Origin of the sequence: Tsukamurella tyrosinosolvens, from assembly GCF_900104775.1 — a bacterium.
Taxonomy (GTDB): Bacteria; Actinomycetota; Actinomycetes; order Mycobacteriales; family Mycobacteriaceae; genus Tsukamurella; species Tsukamurella tyrosinosolvens.
The window spans coordinates 962240-977690 of record NZ_FNSA01000003.1 but is presented as its reverse complement, the minus strand read 5'-3'; the positions used below and the strand labels follow the sequence as shown (position 1 = coordinate 977690).

Here is a 15451-nt window from a genome sequence, read left to right as displayed (position 1 = left end):
GGGACACATGCCGAAGGGGCTTCTTCGCGTCTACCTGGGCGCCGCACCCGGCGTGGGCAAGACCTACGCCATGCTCACCGAGGGTGCGCGGCGCGCCTCCCGCGGGACGTCGGTCGTGGTCGGCTACGTGGAGACCCACGGGCGGCCGCAGACGGAGGCCCAGGTCCAGGGACTGCAGGTGATCCCCCGCCGGCGCGTCGAGTACCGCGGCGCGGTGCTCGAGGAGATGGACGTCGACGCGGTGATCGCCGCGCACCCGACGGTGGTCCTCGTCGACGAGCTGGCCCACACGAACGCCCCCGGATCGAAGAACGAGAAGCGCTGGCAGGACATCGCCGAGCTGCTCGACGCCGGGATCACCGTGGTCACCACGGTCAACATCCAGCATCTCGAGTCCCTCGGCGACGTGGTCGAGTCCATCACCGGCGTGCGGCAGCGCGAGACGATCCCCGACACCGTCGTCCGCCGCGCCGAGCAGGTGCAGCTCGTGGACATGACCCCCGAGGCGCTGCGGCGGCGCATGGCGCACGGCAACATCTACGCCCCCGACAAGGTGGACGCGGCACTGTCGCACTTCTTCCGCATCGGGAACCTCACGGCGCTGCGGGAACTCGCGCTGCTGTGGCTCGCGGACCGCGTGGACGAACGCCTCGAGCAGTACCGCTCCGAACAGGGCATCTCCGCGGCCTGGCCCACGCGCGACCGCACCGTCGTCGCGCTCACCGGCGGCCCCGAGGGCGGCACGCTGCTGCGCCGGGGCGCCCGGATCGCCGCGAAGGGCGCGGGCGGCGAGCTGCGGGCGGTGTACGTCGCGCGCAGCGACGGCCTCTCGGGGGCCTCCCCCGCCTCGCTGGCGCAGCTGCGGCAGCTCACCGAATCGCTGGGCGGCACCTTCCAGGTCGTCACCGGCGACGACGTGGCCGCCGCGATCCTGCAGTACGCCACCTCGGTGAACGCCTCCCGGATCATCCTCGGCAAGTCCCGGCACCGCGCACTCACCTCGGTGGTGCGCCGACCCGTCTCCGACGCGGTGATCGAGGGCTCCGGCGACATCGACGTGCAGGTCGTCACGCACGAGCGGGCGGCGGGCGCCGGCCGCCGCCGGCTGCTGCCCCGCATCGACGGCCCCGACCCCGTGCTGCTCGGCAAGCGGCGCACCATCGCCGGCTGGGTGCTGGCGATCGCGGGACCGGTGATCCTCACGGCGCTGCTCGCGCAGACCCGCCAGTGGCATTCGCTGCCCACGGAGCTGATGCTCTTCCTCATGCTGACGGTGGCGGTGGCCCTGGTCGGCGGGATCCGGCCCGCGGTGCCCGCGGCGATCCTCGGATCGGTGCTGCTCAACTACTACTTCGCCCCGCCCCTCTACACGTTCACGGTCGCGTCGGGCGAGAACGTCTTCGCCGTGGCGATGTTCGTGCTCACCGCGATCGCGGTCGCGTCGGTGGTCTCCCTCGCGGCCCGGCAGACCGCCCGCGCCGCCCGCGCCCGCGCCGAGGCCGACGTCCTCAGCGGCCTCGCCGACACCCTGCTCGCGACCGAGAACGCCGACGACGAGATCCCCGCGCTGCTCGACGAGGCCATCGTGACCTTCGGGCTGCGCGGCGCCTCGCTGCTGCGGCGCGACGACGCCGACTCCCCGTGGCAGCTGGTCGCGGGGCGACGGGAGTCCCCGCTCACGCCCGAGGCCGGCACCGACGCGGCGATGGTCGGCGACAACGTGGCCCTCGTGGTCGACGGCGACAGCCTCAGCGCCTCCGAGCACGGGCTGCTCGTCGCCTTCGCGGCGCACGCGGCGGCCCGGCTGGACCGGGAGGAGCTCAGCGCCGAGGCGAAGCAGGCCCGGGCGCTCGCCGAGGGCAACCGCGCGCGGACCGCCCTGCTCAGCGCGGTCTCGCACGACCTGCGGACGCCGCTGGCCGGGATCAAGGCCGCGGTCTCGTCGCTGCGCAGCGACGACGTGGAGTGGTCCGACGAGGACGAGGCCGAGCTGCTGGCGACCATCGAGGAGAGCGCCGACCGGCTGGATTCGCTGGTGGGGAACCTGCTCGACATGTCGCGGCTGCAGTCCGATTCGCTCACCCTGCTCACCCGCGAGGTGGGGATCGAGGAGGTGCTGCCCGCGATCTGGACCGCCCTCCCCGACGCCGACCTCGCCTTCGACTTCGCGTGCGACGACACCGATGCCACGCCGACGGCCCTGGCCGACCCGGGCCTGCTGGAGCGGGTGCTGGCGAACCTCGTGGAGAACGCCGTGCGGCACTCGCGGGGCGGGCCGGTCACCGTCGGCGTCTCCGGGGTGCACACCCCCGACGGGGACCGGCTGCAGGTGCACGTCCGCGACCACGGGCCGGGCGTGCCGCAGGAGCAGCGCGACGCGATGTTCAAGCCCTTCCAAAGGATGGGCGACGCCCCGGCCGGCAACGGCGTGGGCCTGGGGCTCGCGGTGGCCCGCGGACTCACCGAGGCGATGGGCGGCACGCTCACCGCGGAGGACACCCCGGGCGGCGGCCTGACGATGATCGTGGACCTGCCCGCCGCGCAGCCGGTGTCGAGTGATGAGGTGATCTCGTGACGTTCGTTCTGGTGGTCGACGATGAGCCCGCGATCCTGCGCACCCTGCGGATCAATCTCAAGGCCCGCGGGTACGAGGTGGAGACGGCCGCCGACGGCCGGTCGGCGCTGCAGATCGCGCGCGAGCGGACGCCCGACGTGGTGGTCCTCGACCTGGGGCTGCCCGACATCGACGGGACCGCGGTGCTGGCGAAGCTGCGGGAGTTCTGCACCTCGCCGGTGATCGTGCTCTCCGCGCGGCACGGCAGCGACGACAAGGTGGAGTCGCTGGACATCGGCGCCGACGACTACGTGACCAAGCCCTTCGCCATGGACGAGTTCCTCGCCCGCGTCCGGGCCCAGGTGCGGCGGACGGGCCTCGTCGACGCCCCGGCCCCCGCGAAGACCGAAGCCTTCGAGGTGAACTTCGAGGCGCGGACGGTGACCCGCGACGGCACGACGGTGCGCCTGACCCCCACCGAGTGGAAGATCGTCGACGTGCTGGTCCGTAACGCCGACCGCCTCGTCTCCCAGCAGACCCTGCTGCACGAGGTGTGGGGGCCGTCGTACTCGCGCGAGACCAACTACCTGCGGGTGTACATGGCGCAGCTGCGCCGCAAGCTGGAGCCGGACCCGTCCAACCCGCGCTACTTCGTGACCGAGCCCGGGATGGGTTACCGCTTCATCCCGTAGCGCCCGGCCCGGTTCGGGAGCGCCGAGTACATCCCGCCGGGTACGACGGTGCTCCTGCCGCGGGGCTCTCGGATTCTGTCCGGAACGGACACGACGGTGGCGAGCGCGTCGAACGCGCGAGCGCGGGCGGCGGCCAGGTCTGTCTCGGCCGATGTGGCTGCCGCGACCGGTCCCGCGCCGCGCGCGGCGCGGTGGTGGACGGCGCCGAGTTCGCCGACCAGCGGCGCGAGCTCCCGCGCCACCGCGCCGAAGGCGGCTGCCGCGGCGGCTCCCCCGGTCGCGTCGAGGTCGAAGACGCGGGCGATGGTCCGACCCAGGGATTCCGCCCACGCCGCCTCCGCGACCGCGAGCCACGCCGCGACCTCCGGCCGCTCCTCCCGCAGGTCGAGGATCCAGGGAAGGTTCGCCGCCCATCCGGTCGCGATGAGGTGGCCGGTGAGCACGGCGTGCAGATCGTGGAGCAGGTCTCGGAGGGTGATCGGCTCCGGCGAGGCGTGGGCGAGGTCCCCGAGGGGATCGTCGAGGCCGGCGGCGGTGAAGAACGCGGCGTCCGGCCACGTGTCGTCGGTGCGCCCGTCCTCGCAGGCGCACCACGCCGGCCGATCCCGTAGATCGGGAGCGGGGACACCTCCCGCACAGCGGCAGTCGTCGACGACGGCCGACGCCGCCTCGGCCGTCGGCCCGCTCGGCCACACCGGGCCCTCGGTGCGCCTCGGGCGCGGGGCGAGCACGACGCGCACCGCGTCGGCGGGCTCCGGCAGCCACCACGGGGTACCGAACAGGAGCCGCGCGGTGCTGCCGTACTTCCGGCGCAGCGTGCGCTCGGACACCCGCTCCTCGCCCGGGAGGCGCAGGCGGCGCGCGAGCTCCGTCAGGGTCGCGCGGTCGAGCCCGTCGAGCGCGACCAGCTCCAGCGCGACCCGGACCGCTGCCTCATGGAGCGCCCGATCGCGCAGCGGCATCACCCGTTCCTGGAAGTTGTGCATGGCTCCCCCCGAAGCTCACGTATCCCGACGTCGACGCTACGGCGGCCGGCCGCCGTCCGGGCGAGGACTGCGAAACCCACGGCGAGTGGGGGCCGGCGGTGCGGATGCAGCGCGGCGCGGGCTCGGGCACGGCGCTGTGCATTGCACTGCAGCAATCTCGGGACTCTCGGTTTCTGTCCAGTTCGGACGACGTGTCCGTGGCGGACAGAATCCGAGAGTCGACGGGAAGGCGCACCATCGCACCGCCGCGAACGCGTGGGCTCAGCCGGCGGGGGCGCTGAGCGGGCGGTCGAGGGCGGTGGCGGTGTAGAGGCCGGTGAGGCAGCGGGTGCCGTCGAGGGTGTCGGTGAAGACGTCGGCGGCGGCGATCATGGTGCGGCCGGGAGGGCCGACGAGACGGCCGACCGCGACCAGGCGCTCCCCGCGCGCGGGCCGGAGGTTGTGCGAGTTCATCGCGGTGGTCGCGGCGACGCGGCCGGAGTCGTGGATCGCGGCGTACGCCGCGCCGACGGCCGCGATGTCCGCCAGCATGGCAACGATGCCGCCGTGGCAGTGCACGCCGTCGAAGGTGACGTCGGGGACGACCGGCATCGAGAGGACGGCGCGGTCGGGTGTGACATCGTCGACCGAGAGCTGGAGCCAGCGGGCGACGGGCATGGAATCGAGGACGCGGGTGAGGACGTGATCCAGGATCGTCATGGCCGAAACATATCACTGATACGATTGCCGGGGAAGATGCCGAGACAGAGAACCAGGACACCCGAGGTCGCGAACGGGATCGCCGCCGCCGCACTGGAGATCGTCCGCGCCGAGGGCGCGGACGGGCTCACGACGCGGCGTGCCGCGGCGGCCGCGTGCACGAACATCGCCGCGCTGAACCAGTTGTTCGGGAACCGCGACGGCCTCGTGAACGCGGTCGCGCTGCGCGGCTTCGCCCTGCTCGTCGAGACCCTGCCGCAGGCGGAGGGCCCGCCCCGCGAGGTGCTCGCCGCGTGGGCCGACGCCTACCGCCGCTTCGCGGCCGACGAGCCCGCCCTGATCGACGTCATGTTCGCGCGCCCGCTGACCGGGCCGATCCCGCCCGATCATCCCGTCCACGAGTGCCGCCGCGTCCTCGTCGACGCCTTCGCCGCGCACACGGGCAGCACCGACACCGCGGACGTCGAGGCGCTCGCGCTCGGCTTCGGCGCGCTCCTCGAGGGCCTGGCGACCAAGGACCGGCACGGACTCCTCGGCCCGACCGCCGACGCGCGGGACCGGGCGTGGCGCCTCGCTCTCGCCGCCTACGCCGACGGCGCCGCCCGCTGACTCAGCGCAGCTCGGTCGGCAGGCCGGCGAGGGCGAACAGCTCCGCCGGGTCGAGGAAGGCGGAGACGTGCGTGAGCGCGCCGTCGGTGAAGGTGAGCACGTCCAGCTGGAAGGGCAGCCAGACGTCGCCGCCCGCGACGGCGTCGCGCAGGTACATCGCGGCCGCGGGCAGCCCGTTGCACACCGTCGGGATCATGCGCAGATCCCCGGCGACCTGCGCGGGACACTGCGTCCGCGAGAGCTCGCCGATGGCCTCCGCACCGCGGTACCAGCCGGGGATCGGCGGCATCTCCCAGGTGGCGTCGGCGGCGAGGATGCGCACCACGCCGTCGATGTCGTGCCGCTCGAAGGCGGCGCAGAACTCGTCCCACACCCGCTTCTCGTGCTCGGACAGCTCGGCGGCCCTACGGCCGTCGCGGGCGGCACCGTCGCCGATGGAGGCCCGCGCCCGCTGCAGCGCGCTGTTCGCCGACGCGACGGAGGTCTCGAGCGCCGCGGCGGTCTCGGCCGCGGAGAACTGCAGGACGTCGCGCAGGATCAGGGCGGCGCGTTGCTTGGCGGGCAGCACCTGCAGCGCCGCGACCATCGCCAGCCCGATGCCCTCCCGCGCGACCGCCGCCTCCCCCGGATCGCCGAGCGCACGGTCCGGGAGGGGCTGCAGCCACAGCACCTCGGTCGACGGCGTCACCGGCTCCAGCGGATTCGACGGTTCGCCGCCGAGCCCGACGGGGAGCACCCGCCGGGCCGTGGCGGCGGTGAGGCACACGTTGGTCGCGATGGAGTACATCCACGTGCGCACCGACGACCGGCCCTCGAAGCGGTGGAACGCCTTCCACGCGCGCAGGTAGGTCTCCTGCACCAGGTCCTCCGCGTCGGACGCGGAGCCCGACATGCGGTAGCAGTGCGCGAGGAGCTCCGCACGCAGCGGGGCCGTGGCCCGATCGAAGCCGGCGTCGGCGACGGTCATGTCAGCCCTGCGCGCCGACGTGCTCGGGGCCCGCCTCGGCCGCCGCCGGATCCATCCACATGATCTCCCAGCCGTGGCCGTCCGGATCGTCGAAGGAGCGGCCGTACATGAAGCCGTGGTCCTCGGAGCGGCCCTCCTTGCCGCCGGCGGCGACGGCGCGGCCCACGATCTCGTCGACCTCCTCGCGGCTCTCGGCGCTGAGCGCGATGAGGGTCTCCTTGACGCCGGGGGCGGCGGTGGTCGACTCGTGGAAGGTTCCGAAGAAGTCGGTCTTGAGCAGCATCGCGGCGATGTTCTCACCCAGCTCCACCGAGATGGCGTTCTCGTCGCTGAACTTCTCGTTGATCGTGTAGCCCACGGCGGTGAAGAAGTCACGCGAACGCTGGACGTCGGCGATGGGAAGGTTCACGAAGATCATCTTGTGCATGGCGTCGCTCCTGGGGTCTGCGGCATCCGTCTCTCGAACACCGTCACATGGTGAGACGGGCCTCGGCGCCGGAACTCATCGGTTCCGGCGAAACTTTTTTTCCGATCTCCTCGGACCTACCCCCGCAGCGCCCCGTCGAGGATCTCCAGGCCCGCGTCGATCTCGGCGTCCGTGGCGGTGAGCGGCGGCGCGATCCGGAAGATCGAGCCCATGCCGGGCAACTGCACCACGTTCATGTGCAGGCCCCGCTCGTAGCACCGTTGCGTCACCGCCAGGCCCAGCTCATTGGCCGGTTCCTTCGACTCGCGGTCGCGGACCAGCTCGATGCCCTGCATGAGGCCGCGGCCCCGCACGTCGCCGATCGCCTCGTGCCGCTGCGCCAGCTCGTCGAGCCCGGCGCGCAGCCGCGCCCCGCGCGTCGCGACCGCGGCGGCGACCCCGTCGTCCAGCACGTCGAGCACCGTCGTCGCGACGGCCGCGACCATCGGGTCGCTGACGTGCGTCGTGAAGAAGAGGAATCCCCGCTCGTGGCAGACCCGCTCGATCTCCGCTGAGGTCACGACCGCCGCGATCGGCAGGCCCGCGCCGAGCGTCTTCGAGAGCGTCAGGATGTCGGGCACGATCCCGTCGCGCTCGAAGGCGTAGGCGGCACCGGTGCGCCACAGGCCGGTCTGCGCCTCGTCGACGATGAGCAGCATGCCCCGCTCCTCGCACTTGCGCTTGAGCGCGGCGAGGTAGCCGACGGGCACGTCGATGATCCCGCCCGAGCTGAGGATCGGTTCCACGAGACAGGCCGCCAGCGAGCCCGTCGACTGCGCGTCGATGAGCTCGAAGCCGAAGTCCAGCTCGGATTCCCAGTCGTACTTGCCCGCGGCGTCGACGAACCGGGAGCGGTACGCGTTCGGCGTCGGCAGCGCGAAGTTGCCTGGCGCGGTGGGGCCGTAGCCCTTGTGCCCCGACGAGTAGGTCGCCGCCGCAGCGCCGGCCGTCATGCCGTGCCAGGACTTCGAGAAGCTGACGACCTCGTGCTTGCCGGTGTACAGCTTGGCCATCCGCAGCGCGGCCTCGTTGGACTCGGCGCCGGTGGTCAGCTGCAGGACGTGGCTCAGCGGCTCCGGCAGGGTGGCGGCCAGCCGCTCGGCGAGGGTCACCACCTGCGGCGAGAGCATCCCCGAGAAGAGGTGGTCGAGCGTCGCGATCTCGCGCTGCACGGTCTCCACGATCGCCGGATGACTGTGCCCCAGAATGGCGCTCATCTGACCCGAGGTGAAGTCGAGCCAGCGGCGGTCACCGCTGTAGACGTAGGTGCCCGCGGCGCGGTCGATGGGCAGGGGCGCGAAGGTGCCGCCGTAGCGCACGACGTGCGCGGCGACCGAATCCGAGAAGCTCACGCGCTCACAGTAGCCGCCCGGCCCGGTACGCCTGCGCCAGTTCGACGGTGCCGTCGGCGAATCCGGGATCCGCCTCCAGTGCATGCCCGTGCGTGCCGAGCCAGCCGAGGAGTTGCAGCCGCCGCAGCAGCACGAAGTCGGGCAGGAGCGCGGCGTGCGCGTCGGGCAGTGCCCGACGGTGCCGGTACGCCGCGGTCCACGCCTCCGCCCACTCCGGCAGCCGCGGGTCCGTCTCCACGAAGGACGCCGCGGCCGCGAACTCGAAGAGGTGCCAGCCGAAGCCGGCGTCGTCGAAGTCGATGACCGTGAAGCCGGTGCCGGGCGTGATGAGGTTGGCGGCACGCAGGTCGCCGTGGATGAGGCCGAACCGGTCGGCGGTGCGGCCGAAGGCGTCGATCCGGGCCGCCGCGCGGTCGGCCGCCGGCGCGATGGCCCGACGGTGCGCCTCCCCCACCGCGAGCCCGTCGCGCCAGGAACCCCAGCGGGGCCGCGGCCCGATCGTCTCCGCGACGCCCCAGGTGAACCGCGTGAAATCCGCGGGGCGCCGCCAGGTCTCGGCGTGCTGGTGGAACACCCCGGCGATCTCGCCGAGCGCGGCGAAGTGCGCGACGTCGAGCGCCGCATCGGGCACCGGACCGCCCGGCAGTTCCGCGAACAGCACCGCGCGGCGCCCCGTCGGCGGGTCGACGAGGACCCCGCTCAGCGGCTCGACGACGGGGACCGCCGTATCGCGGCGCAGGGCGGCGATCCACGCCAGCTCGGAGGCGATCGCCGCGTCGCCGACGTACCCGGGTCGGTGCAGCCGCAGCACCGCCGGCCGCGGTCCGCCGCGCACGCGGAAGGTGGCGTTCTCGCTGACCAGCAGGGGCAGGGCGGTCGCGCCGGGGAGGGCACCGTCGACGATGCGCTGCGCGACCCGGGAATCGGAGTCCCCCGCCATCACTTGACCACCTTCATCGTCATGCGGGAGTCCACGCGGACGATCGCCGGATCGCCATGAGATGCGTGGTGACCCAGCGCTCGTACGTCGCGAGGTCCGCGACGCGCACCCGGATCAGGTAGTCGGGCAGGCCGAACATGCGCCGCACCTCGATCACCTCGTCGAAGGACGCGATCCGCGCCTCGAAGGCCTCGACGGAGGTGCGGTCGTTGGCCCCGAGGTCGGCGTTGATCACGACCTCGAAGCCGCGGCCCAGCGCCGCGGGATCGAGGACGGCCGTGTAGCCGGTGATCACGCCGTCGGCCTCCAGGCGTCGTACGCGGCGCAGGCACGGCGCGGGCGTGAGCCCGACGCGCTGCGCCAGCTCCTGGTTGGTGAGCCGCCCGTCGCGCACCAACTCATCGATGATTGCTCGATCGAGTGCATCCACATCGGAGATATTGCCACACCGCCCCTCGGTCGGCGCATTTACGCAAGCACATTGCGCGAGATGCGAAATAGAATTGTCTCCCATGGGAGTTCCGTCGAAAGTCGCCGTGGTGCAGCTGGGCCTGTTCGTGCTCGGCATCGGCCTCGGCGTGGTGGTCACGGGCCACGGCCTGCCCTGGTGGATCGCGCCGGTGCTGTCGATGGCGGTCTACGCGGGCTCGGTCGAGTTCCTGCTCGCCGGCCTGCTGGCCGCGGCGACGCCCCTCGCCGCGATCGCCGCCACGACCTTCCTCGTGAACTCGCGGCACCTGTTCTACGGCCTCACCTTCCCCCTCGACCGGATCCGCAGCCGCGTGGGTAGGGCGTACGGCGTCTACGCCCTCACCGACGAGGCCTACGCGCTGGTGAGCACGGCACCGTCGGCCACGATGACCGGAAAGATGATCCTGCGCACCCAGGTCGGCCTGCACGTGGCGTGGGTGGCCGGCTCCCTCGTGGGCGGCCTCGCCGGCGGCGCCTTCCTGCGCGACGTGCCGGGCGTCGACTTCGTGCTCACCGCGCTGTTCGTGGTGCTCGCGATGGACGCGTATCCGGACCGCACGACGCTGGCGCTCGCGCTGGCCGCGTGCGCGGTCGCGCTGGCGGTGGCGCCGGGCGCGATGCTGCTCGTCGCGATGGGTGGCTTCGCGGGCCTGCTGGTGGTGCGGCACCTGGTGGCCCGCCGGAGCGCGAAGGAGGCGGCGCATGCCTAGTACCGGATACCTGCTGGCGGGGATCGCCATCGCGGCGGCGGTCACCGTCGCGCTGCGGCTCGCGCCCTTCGGCCTCGCCTCGGTGCTGCGCGATTCGCCGCTGCTCGCCGACTTCGGGCGGTGGATGCCCGCGGGCGCCGTGGTGGTGCTCGCCGTCTACTGCATGGCACAAGTGGACTACGCCGCACCGGCGCACGGGATCCCGCAGATCGCGGGCGTCGCGGCCACGGCGCTCGCGCACCTGTGGCGGCGCAACGCGGTGCTCAGCATCGTCGCGGGCACGGCGGTGTGCGTCGCGCTGAGCTACGCACTGGCCTGATGGCACCATGAGGTGATGCACGAGGAGACCATCGCCGCCGGCGACGTGCGCCTGGCGGTGCAGCACCGCCGCGTGCCGGCGCCCACGGGCCCGCCGGTGCTGCTGATCCACGGCATGGCCGCCGACCACCGCACGTGGCGGCGCACCGTCCGCGCGCTGCACGCCGCCGGCCGCGACACCGTGACCTACGACCAGCGCGGCCACGGCCGCAGCGACCACAGCCCCGCGTACCTGCTCGACGAGCTCGCGGAGGACGCCGAGCGGGTCGCGCGGCACGTCGGGCTCGAGACCTTCGACGTCGTCGGGCACTCCCTCGGGGGCCAGGCCGCCCTGCGGCTCGCGTGGCGCCTGCCCGACGGTGTCCGCCGCCTCGTCCTCGAGGAGATGCCTCCCGTGGCACTGGAGGAGGGACAGATCGCGGAGACGATGGACCTGCCCCTCACGCCGCGACGGGTCTGGCTGGGGATCAAGCAGGTGGTGCAGACGCCCGGTGCCCTGTCGCGCTTCGACAAGACGATGATGGACTCGGTCTCGCCGCAGTTCCAGCCCGATCCGGCGTGGTGGGAGCGGCTGTCCGCGACGCCGCAGGAGACGCTGGTGATCTCCGGCGGCCCGCGCGACTTCCTGCGCCCCGAGTACCTGCGCCTCGTCGCCGACGCCCTACCGCGCGGTGAGTACGTCGAGCTCCGCGGCGGGCACACCGTGCACCGCGAGTCGTCGGCGGCGTTCGCCCGCGCGGTCCTGGACTTCCTGCGCTGACAGCGGGTCAGGCCCCGTCGTCCACGGACCGGAGCGCGTCGAGCACGGCGCGGGTGCGGCGGTCGCGGCGGGCGAGCAGGCGCTCGTAGTTCTCCTGCCCCGTCCCGTAGGCCGCGTCGACCTTCTCGATGAGGGCCTCCGTCGATTCGGGGGTGGTCGACGGCGTGCCGAGCGGGATCTTGCCGACCTCGGCGCCGATGCCCGTGAACAGGTGCCGCGCCCCCTCGGGGCCGCCGCCCAGCGCGTTGCCCTCGAAGAGACCCGTCGCGGCCCAGCGCAGGCCCAGCGAGTTGCTCAGCGCGACGTCCAGGTCCTCGACGCTCACCACGCCGTTCTCGACGAGGTAGCGGGCCTCGCGGCTGATCGCCACCTGCAGCCGGTTCGCGACGAACCCCTGGATCTCCTTGCGCAGCACCACCGGTGCGCGGCCGAGCTCCCGGTAGAGCGCCACGGCCCGCTGCACGGTGTCCTCCGACGTGCGCTCGCCGGGCACCACCTCGACCAGCGGCATGAGGGCGGGCGGGTTGAACGGGTGCCCGACGATCACCCGCGACGGATCGTCGAGGTCCGCGGCGATGGGCGTCGCGGGGATCGAGGAGCTCGACGTGGCGAGGACCGCGTGGGCGGGGGCCGCGGCGACGATCTGCGCGAACAGGTCCTGCTTGATGGGCAGCCGCTCGGGGCCGTTCTCCTGCACGAGGTCCGCATCCGCGACGGCTGCCGCGAGGTCGGCGGCGACCTCCACCTCCGCATCGCCGGGGAACTCCCCCGCGACGAGGTCCGCCAGGTCGGGGCGGGGATCGGTGAAGGCGACGCGCCACCCGTGTGCGCGGGCGAGCTCCGCCCAGGACAGGCCGATGACGCCGGCTCCGATGATCGCGATCTTCCGGGTATCGGCCACGGTCCCACTCCTTCTCGGCGTGCGCCGCACTCCGGCGGGCGGCGACGGTTCCAGGTCTACTCCTGTGGGCGCCGTTTGTCACAGCAAAAGGCCCGCCCCACCGGATGGTGGGACGGGCCTTCGCGGGAGCCGGTGTTACGGGGTGGGCGGTGCCACCCGGCCCCCGGAGATCAGGCGGTACGCGTTGATCACCACGAGCGACGCGACCGGGGCGGCGACCAGCAGGCCGACGCCGCAGAGCGCCGCACCGACGATGCCCATCAGGGCCACGACGATGTACACGAGGATCGAGTTGCCCACGTCCTTCTGGAAGACGGCGAAGCCCTGCTTGAAGCCCTCCCCGACCCCGAGCACGCGGTCGACGACGATCGGCAGGACGAACATCGTGACCAGGCCGACGACGACCGAGGCGATGTAACCCACGTAGGGGATGGCCGAGACGAGGCTCGTGAGCAGCGCCAGGAGGAACGCGGTGAGCAACGCGGGTCCGGCGTTGCGCGGCGCGAAGAACGATCCGATGCTGACGGGCTTCCCGTCGGCGATGTCCAACAGGCCCGAGATGTACGCGACCAGGCAGGCGTAGGCCACGAGCGCGAAGACGAAGGAGAAGATCGCCGAGGCGACGCCGCCCGCCGCGGTGAGGTCGACCGTGGTCGATCCATCGGCGTCCTGCGTCACGTCGGCGACGCCGAACTGGGCGACGAGGAAGTAGGCGAGGGCGGAGGTGGCGGCCAGTGCTATCGCGTAGACGAGGATCGGGACGATGAGCGCAGCCGCGTTCTTGGTGAACTTGTTCCACGCCCAGGAGATCGCGTCACCCAGGTTGAATCGCGCCTGCGGCGGGAGGGGCGACCCGGGCGGGCCGTAGCCCTGCGGCGGACCCGCCGGCGGAATGCCCCCGGCGGGCGGGAAGCCCTGCCCCGCCGGTGGAGGGAAGCCCTGCCCCGCGGGCGGCGGGAAGCCCTGCCCGGGTTGCTGGGCTCCGCCCGGAGACTGGTCGTCCCCCGGGTGGTTCGGTGGCTGCGTCACGTGTACCTCCAGTACGGCCGGGGGCACGGAAGTACCCGCTTGCGGTTGCACCCATTTAACGACACACGACGAGGGCCCGTTCACCGTTCGGTGAGCGGGCCCTCGTGTCGTTGTTCGTCGGAACGGCGCTACGGCGTGAGCGGGGCCACCTGGCCGCCCGAGAGGCGACGCCACGTGTACACGATGACCAGCAGGCCGAACGGCAGCGTCACAAGGATGCAGATGCCCATGATCAGCCAGGTGAGGAGCCACACGAGGAACGAGTTCCCGGCGTTGTTCTTCGCGGTCTCGAAGCTGGTGCGCAGCGCGTCGCCGAGCCCCAGGTTGCGGTCGATGGTCGCGACGACCGCGAACATGAACAGCCACGCGGCGACGAGGCCGGGAATCAGGCACAGCAGGGAGCCGATCGCAACGACGATCGACACGACGAGCGCCGTGAGGAGGGCAGCGCCGGTGTTGCGCGGCTTGAAGAACGAGCCGAGGGAGACCTGCTTGCCGTCCGCGAGATCGAGCAGGCCCGAGAGGAGCGCGGTGTGGATCAGGTACTGCACCACGAAGACGAGCAGCATGAACAGCAGCGTGCCGCCCAGGCTCGCACCGAGCGAGACGTTGTCCGCGGTGTAGGTGTTGGTGTCGGGATCGTACGTGGTGTCGCTGGTGGCGAGCACGCCGCCGAGGAGCAGCGCGTAGCCGATGCCGATGACGACGTAGAGGATCACGCCGTAGATCAGGCCGGCGACCACGACGGAGCCGGCGTTCTTGCTGAACTTGTTCCAGGCCCAGGAGAAGGCGTCACCGATGTTGAACGGGGGCTGGCCGCCGCCGAACTGCGGGCCGCCGAATCCGCCGGGAGGAGGAGGCGGGAAGCCGCCCTGCGGCGGGGGCGGGAAGCCCTGCCCGCCCTGCGGCGGCGGAAAGCCCTGGCCGCCTTGCCCGTAGCCGGGGTCCTGCGGCGGCGGGAAGCCACCGGCGGGCGGGGGCGGGAAACCGCCCTGCTGCCCGTAGCCCGGCTGCTGCGGGGGCTGCTGCGGGTATCCCCCCTGCTGGTATCCGCCCTGCTGCGGATCCTGCGGGTTCTGCGGGTAGCCGCCCTGGTTGTCACCAGGGAAATTCGGCGGCTGCGTCATGGACTCCTCCTCCTCGCGCATGAACGATCCCGGCAAACCTACCAACAGCAGGTGACGCGCACCATAGCCGGATGTTCAACCGCCGTTGGCGTGTCGCTTCGCCTCGCGCTTGGCCTTCCGGAGGGCGAACTCCTCCTGTTCGAGCCGGAGCGCCTCCTCGGGCGGAGGGGCGCCGCCCCCGAGCCGCGCCGGCACCCAGTCCTCCCCTGCGGGAGCGGGGAATCCGCGCTGCGCGGCGAGGAGCGTCTCCCCCATGGCGGCGCGCAGCCGGGCGGTCAGGGCGACGGGGTCGTCACCGTCGGGCCGGATGGCCGGACCGGCCTCCACGACGACCGGGAACCGGTGCCGGCCGATACGGCGCTGCGTGCCCTTGGACCAGATGCGCTGGGTGCCCCAGACGATGAGAGGGACGATCGGCACGTCGGCCTCGATGGACATGCGAGCCGCACCGGACTTGAACTCCTTGAGCTCGAAGCTGCGGCTGATGGTGGCCTCGGGATAGACGATCACGGCCTCGCCGGCCTCCAGTGCGGCGACGGCCTCGTGGTAGCTCTCGGCGCCGTGTTCGCGGTCGACGCCGATGGCGCCGCAGTGCTTGATGAGGAAGGCCATGACCCTGATCTTCTTGAGCTCGGCCTTGAGCATGTAGCGGGGCCATCGCCCGGCGCGGCGGGCGGCCAGGCCGGCTTCGAGGAAGTCGACGTAGCTCGTGTGGTTGACCGCCAGGAGGACGCCGCCCTCGGTCGGGATGTTCTCCAGCCCGCGCCATTGCACCCGCAGGCCCTGCGCGCCCAGGATGCTCCTCGCCAGTACCTGGACGACCTCGTAGACGGGTTCACGCCGCGCCATCGCACCCCCTTGTGCTCGCTG

General features: G+C 72.6%; 16 protein-coding genes and 1 pseudogene. 6 read left to right on the top strand and 11 right to left on the bottom strand.

All coding sequences use genetic code 11. The features are described from left to right. Positions 1-7 precede the first annotated feature (7 nt). Entirely contained in the window at positions 8-2575 is a 2568-nt protein-coding gene (locus BLW32_RS06275) for an ATP-binding protein (RefSeq protein ID WP_068740992.1), read from the top strand. Further along, positions 2572-3246 (top strand): response regulator, encoded by a 675-nt coding sequence (locus tag BLW32_RS06270; RefSeq protein WP_068740991.1) that lies wholly within the window; start codon positions 2572-2574, stop codon positions 3244-3246. Before BLW32_RS06275 ends, BLW32_RS06270 begins: the two co-directional genes overlap by 4 nt. On the opposite strand, the gene BLW32_RS06265 is transcribed toward BLW32_RS06270, so the two are convergent. After that, positions 3228-4232, bottom strand: a complete 1005-nt coding sequence (locus BLW32_RS06265) for a hypothetical protein (protein WP_068740990.1) — start codon at positions 4230-4232, stop codon at positions 3228-3230. The genes BLW32_RS06270 and BLW32_RS06265 overlap by 19 nt on opposite strands. A 261-nt stretch (positions 4233-4493) precedes the next feature. Then, a complete protein-coding gene (locus BLW32_RS06260) occupies positions 4494-4931 on the bottom strand; it encodes a PaaI family thioesterase (protein WP_068740989.1) in 438 nt (145 codons plus the stop codon). Between the two features lie 36 nt (positions 4932-4967). On the opposite strand from BLW32_RS06260, the gene BLW32_RS06255 reads away from it, so the two are divergent. After that, positions 4968-5540 (top strand): TetR/AcrR family transcriptional regulator, encoded by a 573-nt coding sequence (locus BLW32_RS06255; protein WP_068740988.1) that lies wholly within the window; start codon positions 4968-4970, stop codon positions 5538-5540. Position 5541: 1 nt separating this feature from the next. On the opposite strand, the gene BLW32_RS06250 is transcribed toward BLW32_RS06255, so the two are convergent. The 5 genes and pseudogenes from BLW32_RS06250 to BLW32_RS06230 all read right to left on the bottom strand — a co-directional run bounded on the left by BLW32_RS06250 (position 5542) and on the right by BLW32_RS06230 (position 9695). Beyond that, positions 5542-6507, bottom strand: coding sequence for an RNA polymerase subunit sigma-70 (locus BLW32_RS06250; RefSeq protein ID WP_068524269.1), 966 nt, complete (start codon positions 6505-6507; stop codon positions 5542-5544). A 1-nt stretch (position 6508) separates the two neighbouring features. Continuing rightward, on the bottom strand, positions 6509-6934 hold the full coding sequence (locus BLW32_RS06245) for a VOC family protein (protein WP_068740987.1): 426 nt from the start codon (positions 6932-6934) through the stop codon (positions 6509-6511). A 116-nt stretch (positions 6935-7050) separates the two neighbouring features. Beyond that, positions 7051-8325 (bottom strand): aspartate aminotransferase family protein, encoded by a 1275-nt coding sequence (locus BLW32_RS06240; RefSeq protein WP_068740986.1) that lies wholly within the window; start codon positions 8323-8325, stop codon positions 7051-7053. 4 nt (positions 8326-8329) lie between these two features. Beyond that, positions 8330-9265: a phosphotransferase enzyme family protein gene (locus BLW32_RS06235; RefSeq protein ID WP_068524266.1), complete on the bottom strand. Its 936-nt coding sequence runs from the start codon at positions 9263-9265 to the stop codon at positions 8330-8332. Further along, positions 9265-9695, bottom strand: a pseudogene (locus BLW32_RS06230) (Lrp/AsnC family transcriptional regulator). Before BLW32_RS06230 ends, BLW32_RS06235 begins: the two are co-directional and overlap by 1 nt. Before the next feature lie 82 nt (positions 9696-9777). Here BLW32_RS06230 and BLW32_RS06225 point away from each other — a divergent pair. From BLW32_RS06225 to BLW32_RS06215, 3 genes are read left to right on the top strand one after another with little or no spacing between them, the layout of a single operon-like run. Next, positions 9778-10446 (top strand): AzlC family ABC transporter permease, encoded by a 669-nt coding sequence (locus BLW32_RS06225; protein WP_068627155.1) that lies wholly within the window; start codon positions 9778-9780, stop codon positions 10444-10446. Further along, positions 10439-10765 (top strand): branched-chain amino acid transporter permease, encoded by a 327-nt coding sequence (locus BLW32_RS06220; RefSeq protein ID WP_068524263.1) that lies wholly within the window; start codon positions 10439-10441, stop codon positions 10763-10765. The genes BLW32_RS06225 and BLW32_RS06220 overlap by 8 nt, the downstream gene beginning before the upstream one ends. Before the next feature lie 15 nt (positions 10766-10780). Further along, complete coding sequence (locus BLW32_RS06215; protein ID WP_068741229.1) at positions 10781-11524, top strand: alpha/beta fold hydrolase; 744 nt, start codon at positions 10781-10783, stop codon at positions 11522-11524. Positions 11525-11531: 7 nt separating this feature from the next. Here the strand turns inward: BLW32_RS06215 and BLW32_RS06210 are convergent, their stop codons facing one another. The 4 genes from BLW32_RS06210 to BLW32_RS06195 all read right to left on the bottom strand — a co-directional run bounded on the left by BLW32_RS06210 (position 11532) and on the right by BLW32_RS06195 (position 15430). Further along, complete coding sequence (locus BLW32_RS06210; RefSeq protein WP_372456804.1) at positions 11532-12407, bottom strand: 3-hydroxyacyl-CoA dehydrogenase NAD-binding domain-containing protein; 876 nt, start codon at positions 12405-12407, stop codon at positions 11532-11534. A 153-nt stretch (positions 12408-12560) separates the two neighbouring features. Further along, complete coding sequence (locus tag BLW32_RS27415; RefSeq protein WP_068740985.1) at positions 12561-13454, bottom strand: hypothetical protein; 894 nt, start codon at positions 13452-13454, stop codon at positions 12561-12563. A gap of 128 nt (positions 13455-13582) precedes the next feature. Beyond that, positions 13583-14581 (bottom strand): DUF2189 domain-containing protein, encoded by a 999-nt coding sequence (locus BLW32_RS26960; RefSeq protein WP_068627232.1) that lies wholly within the window; start codon positions 14579-14581, stop codon positions 13583-13585. Between the two features lie 75 nt (positions 14582-14656). Further along, positions 14657-15430, bottom strand: a complete 774-nt coding sequence (locus BLW32_RS06195) for a lysophospholipid acyltransferase family protein (RefSeq protein ID WP_068524258.1) — start codon at positions 15428-15430, stop codon at positions 14657-14659. Between the last annotated feature and the right edge of the window lie 21 nt (positions 15431-15451).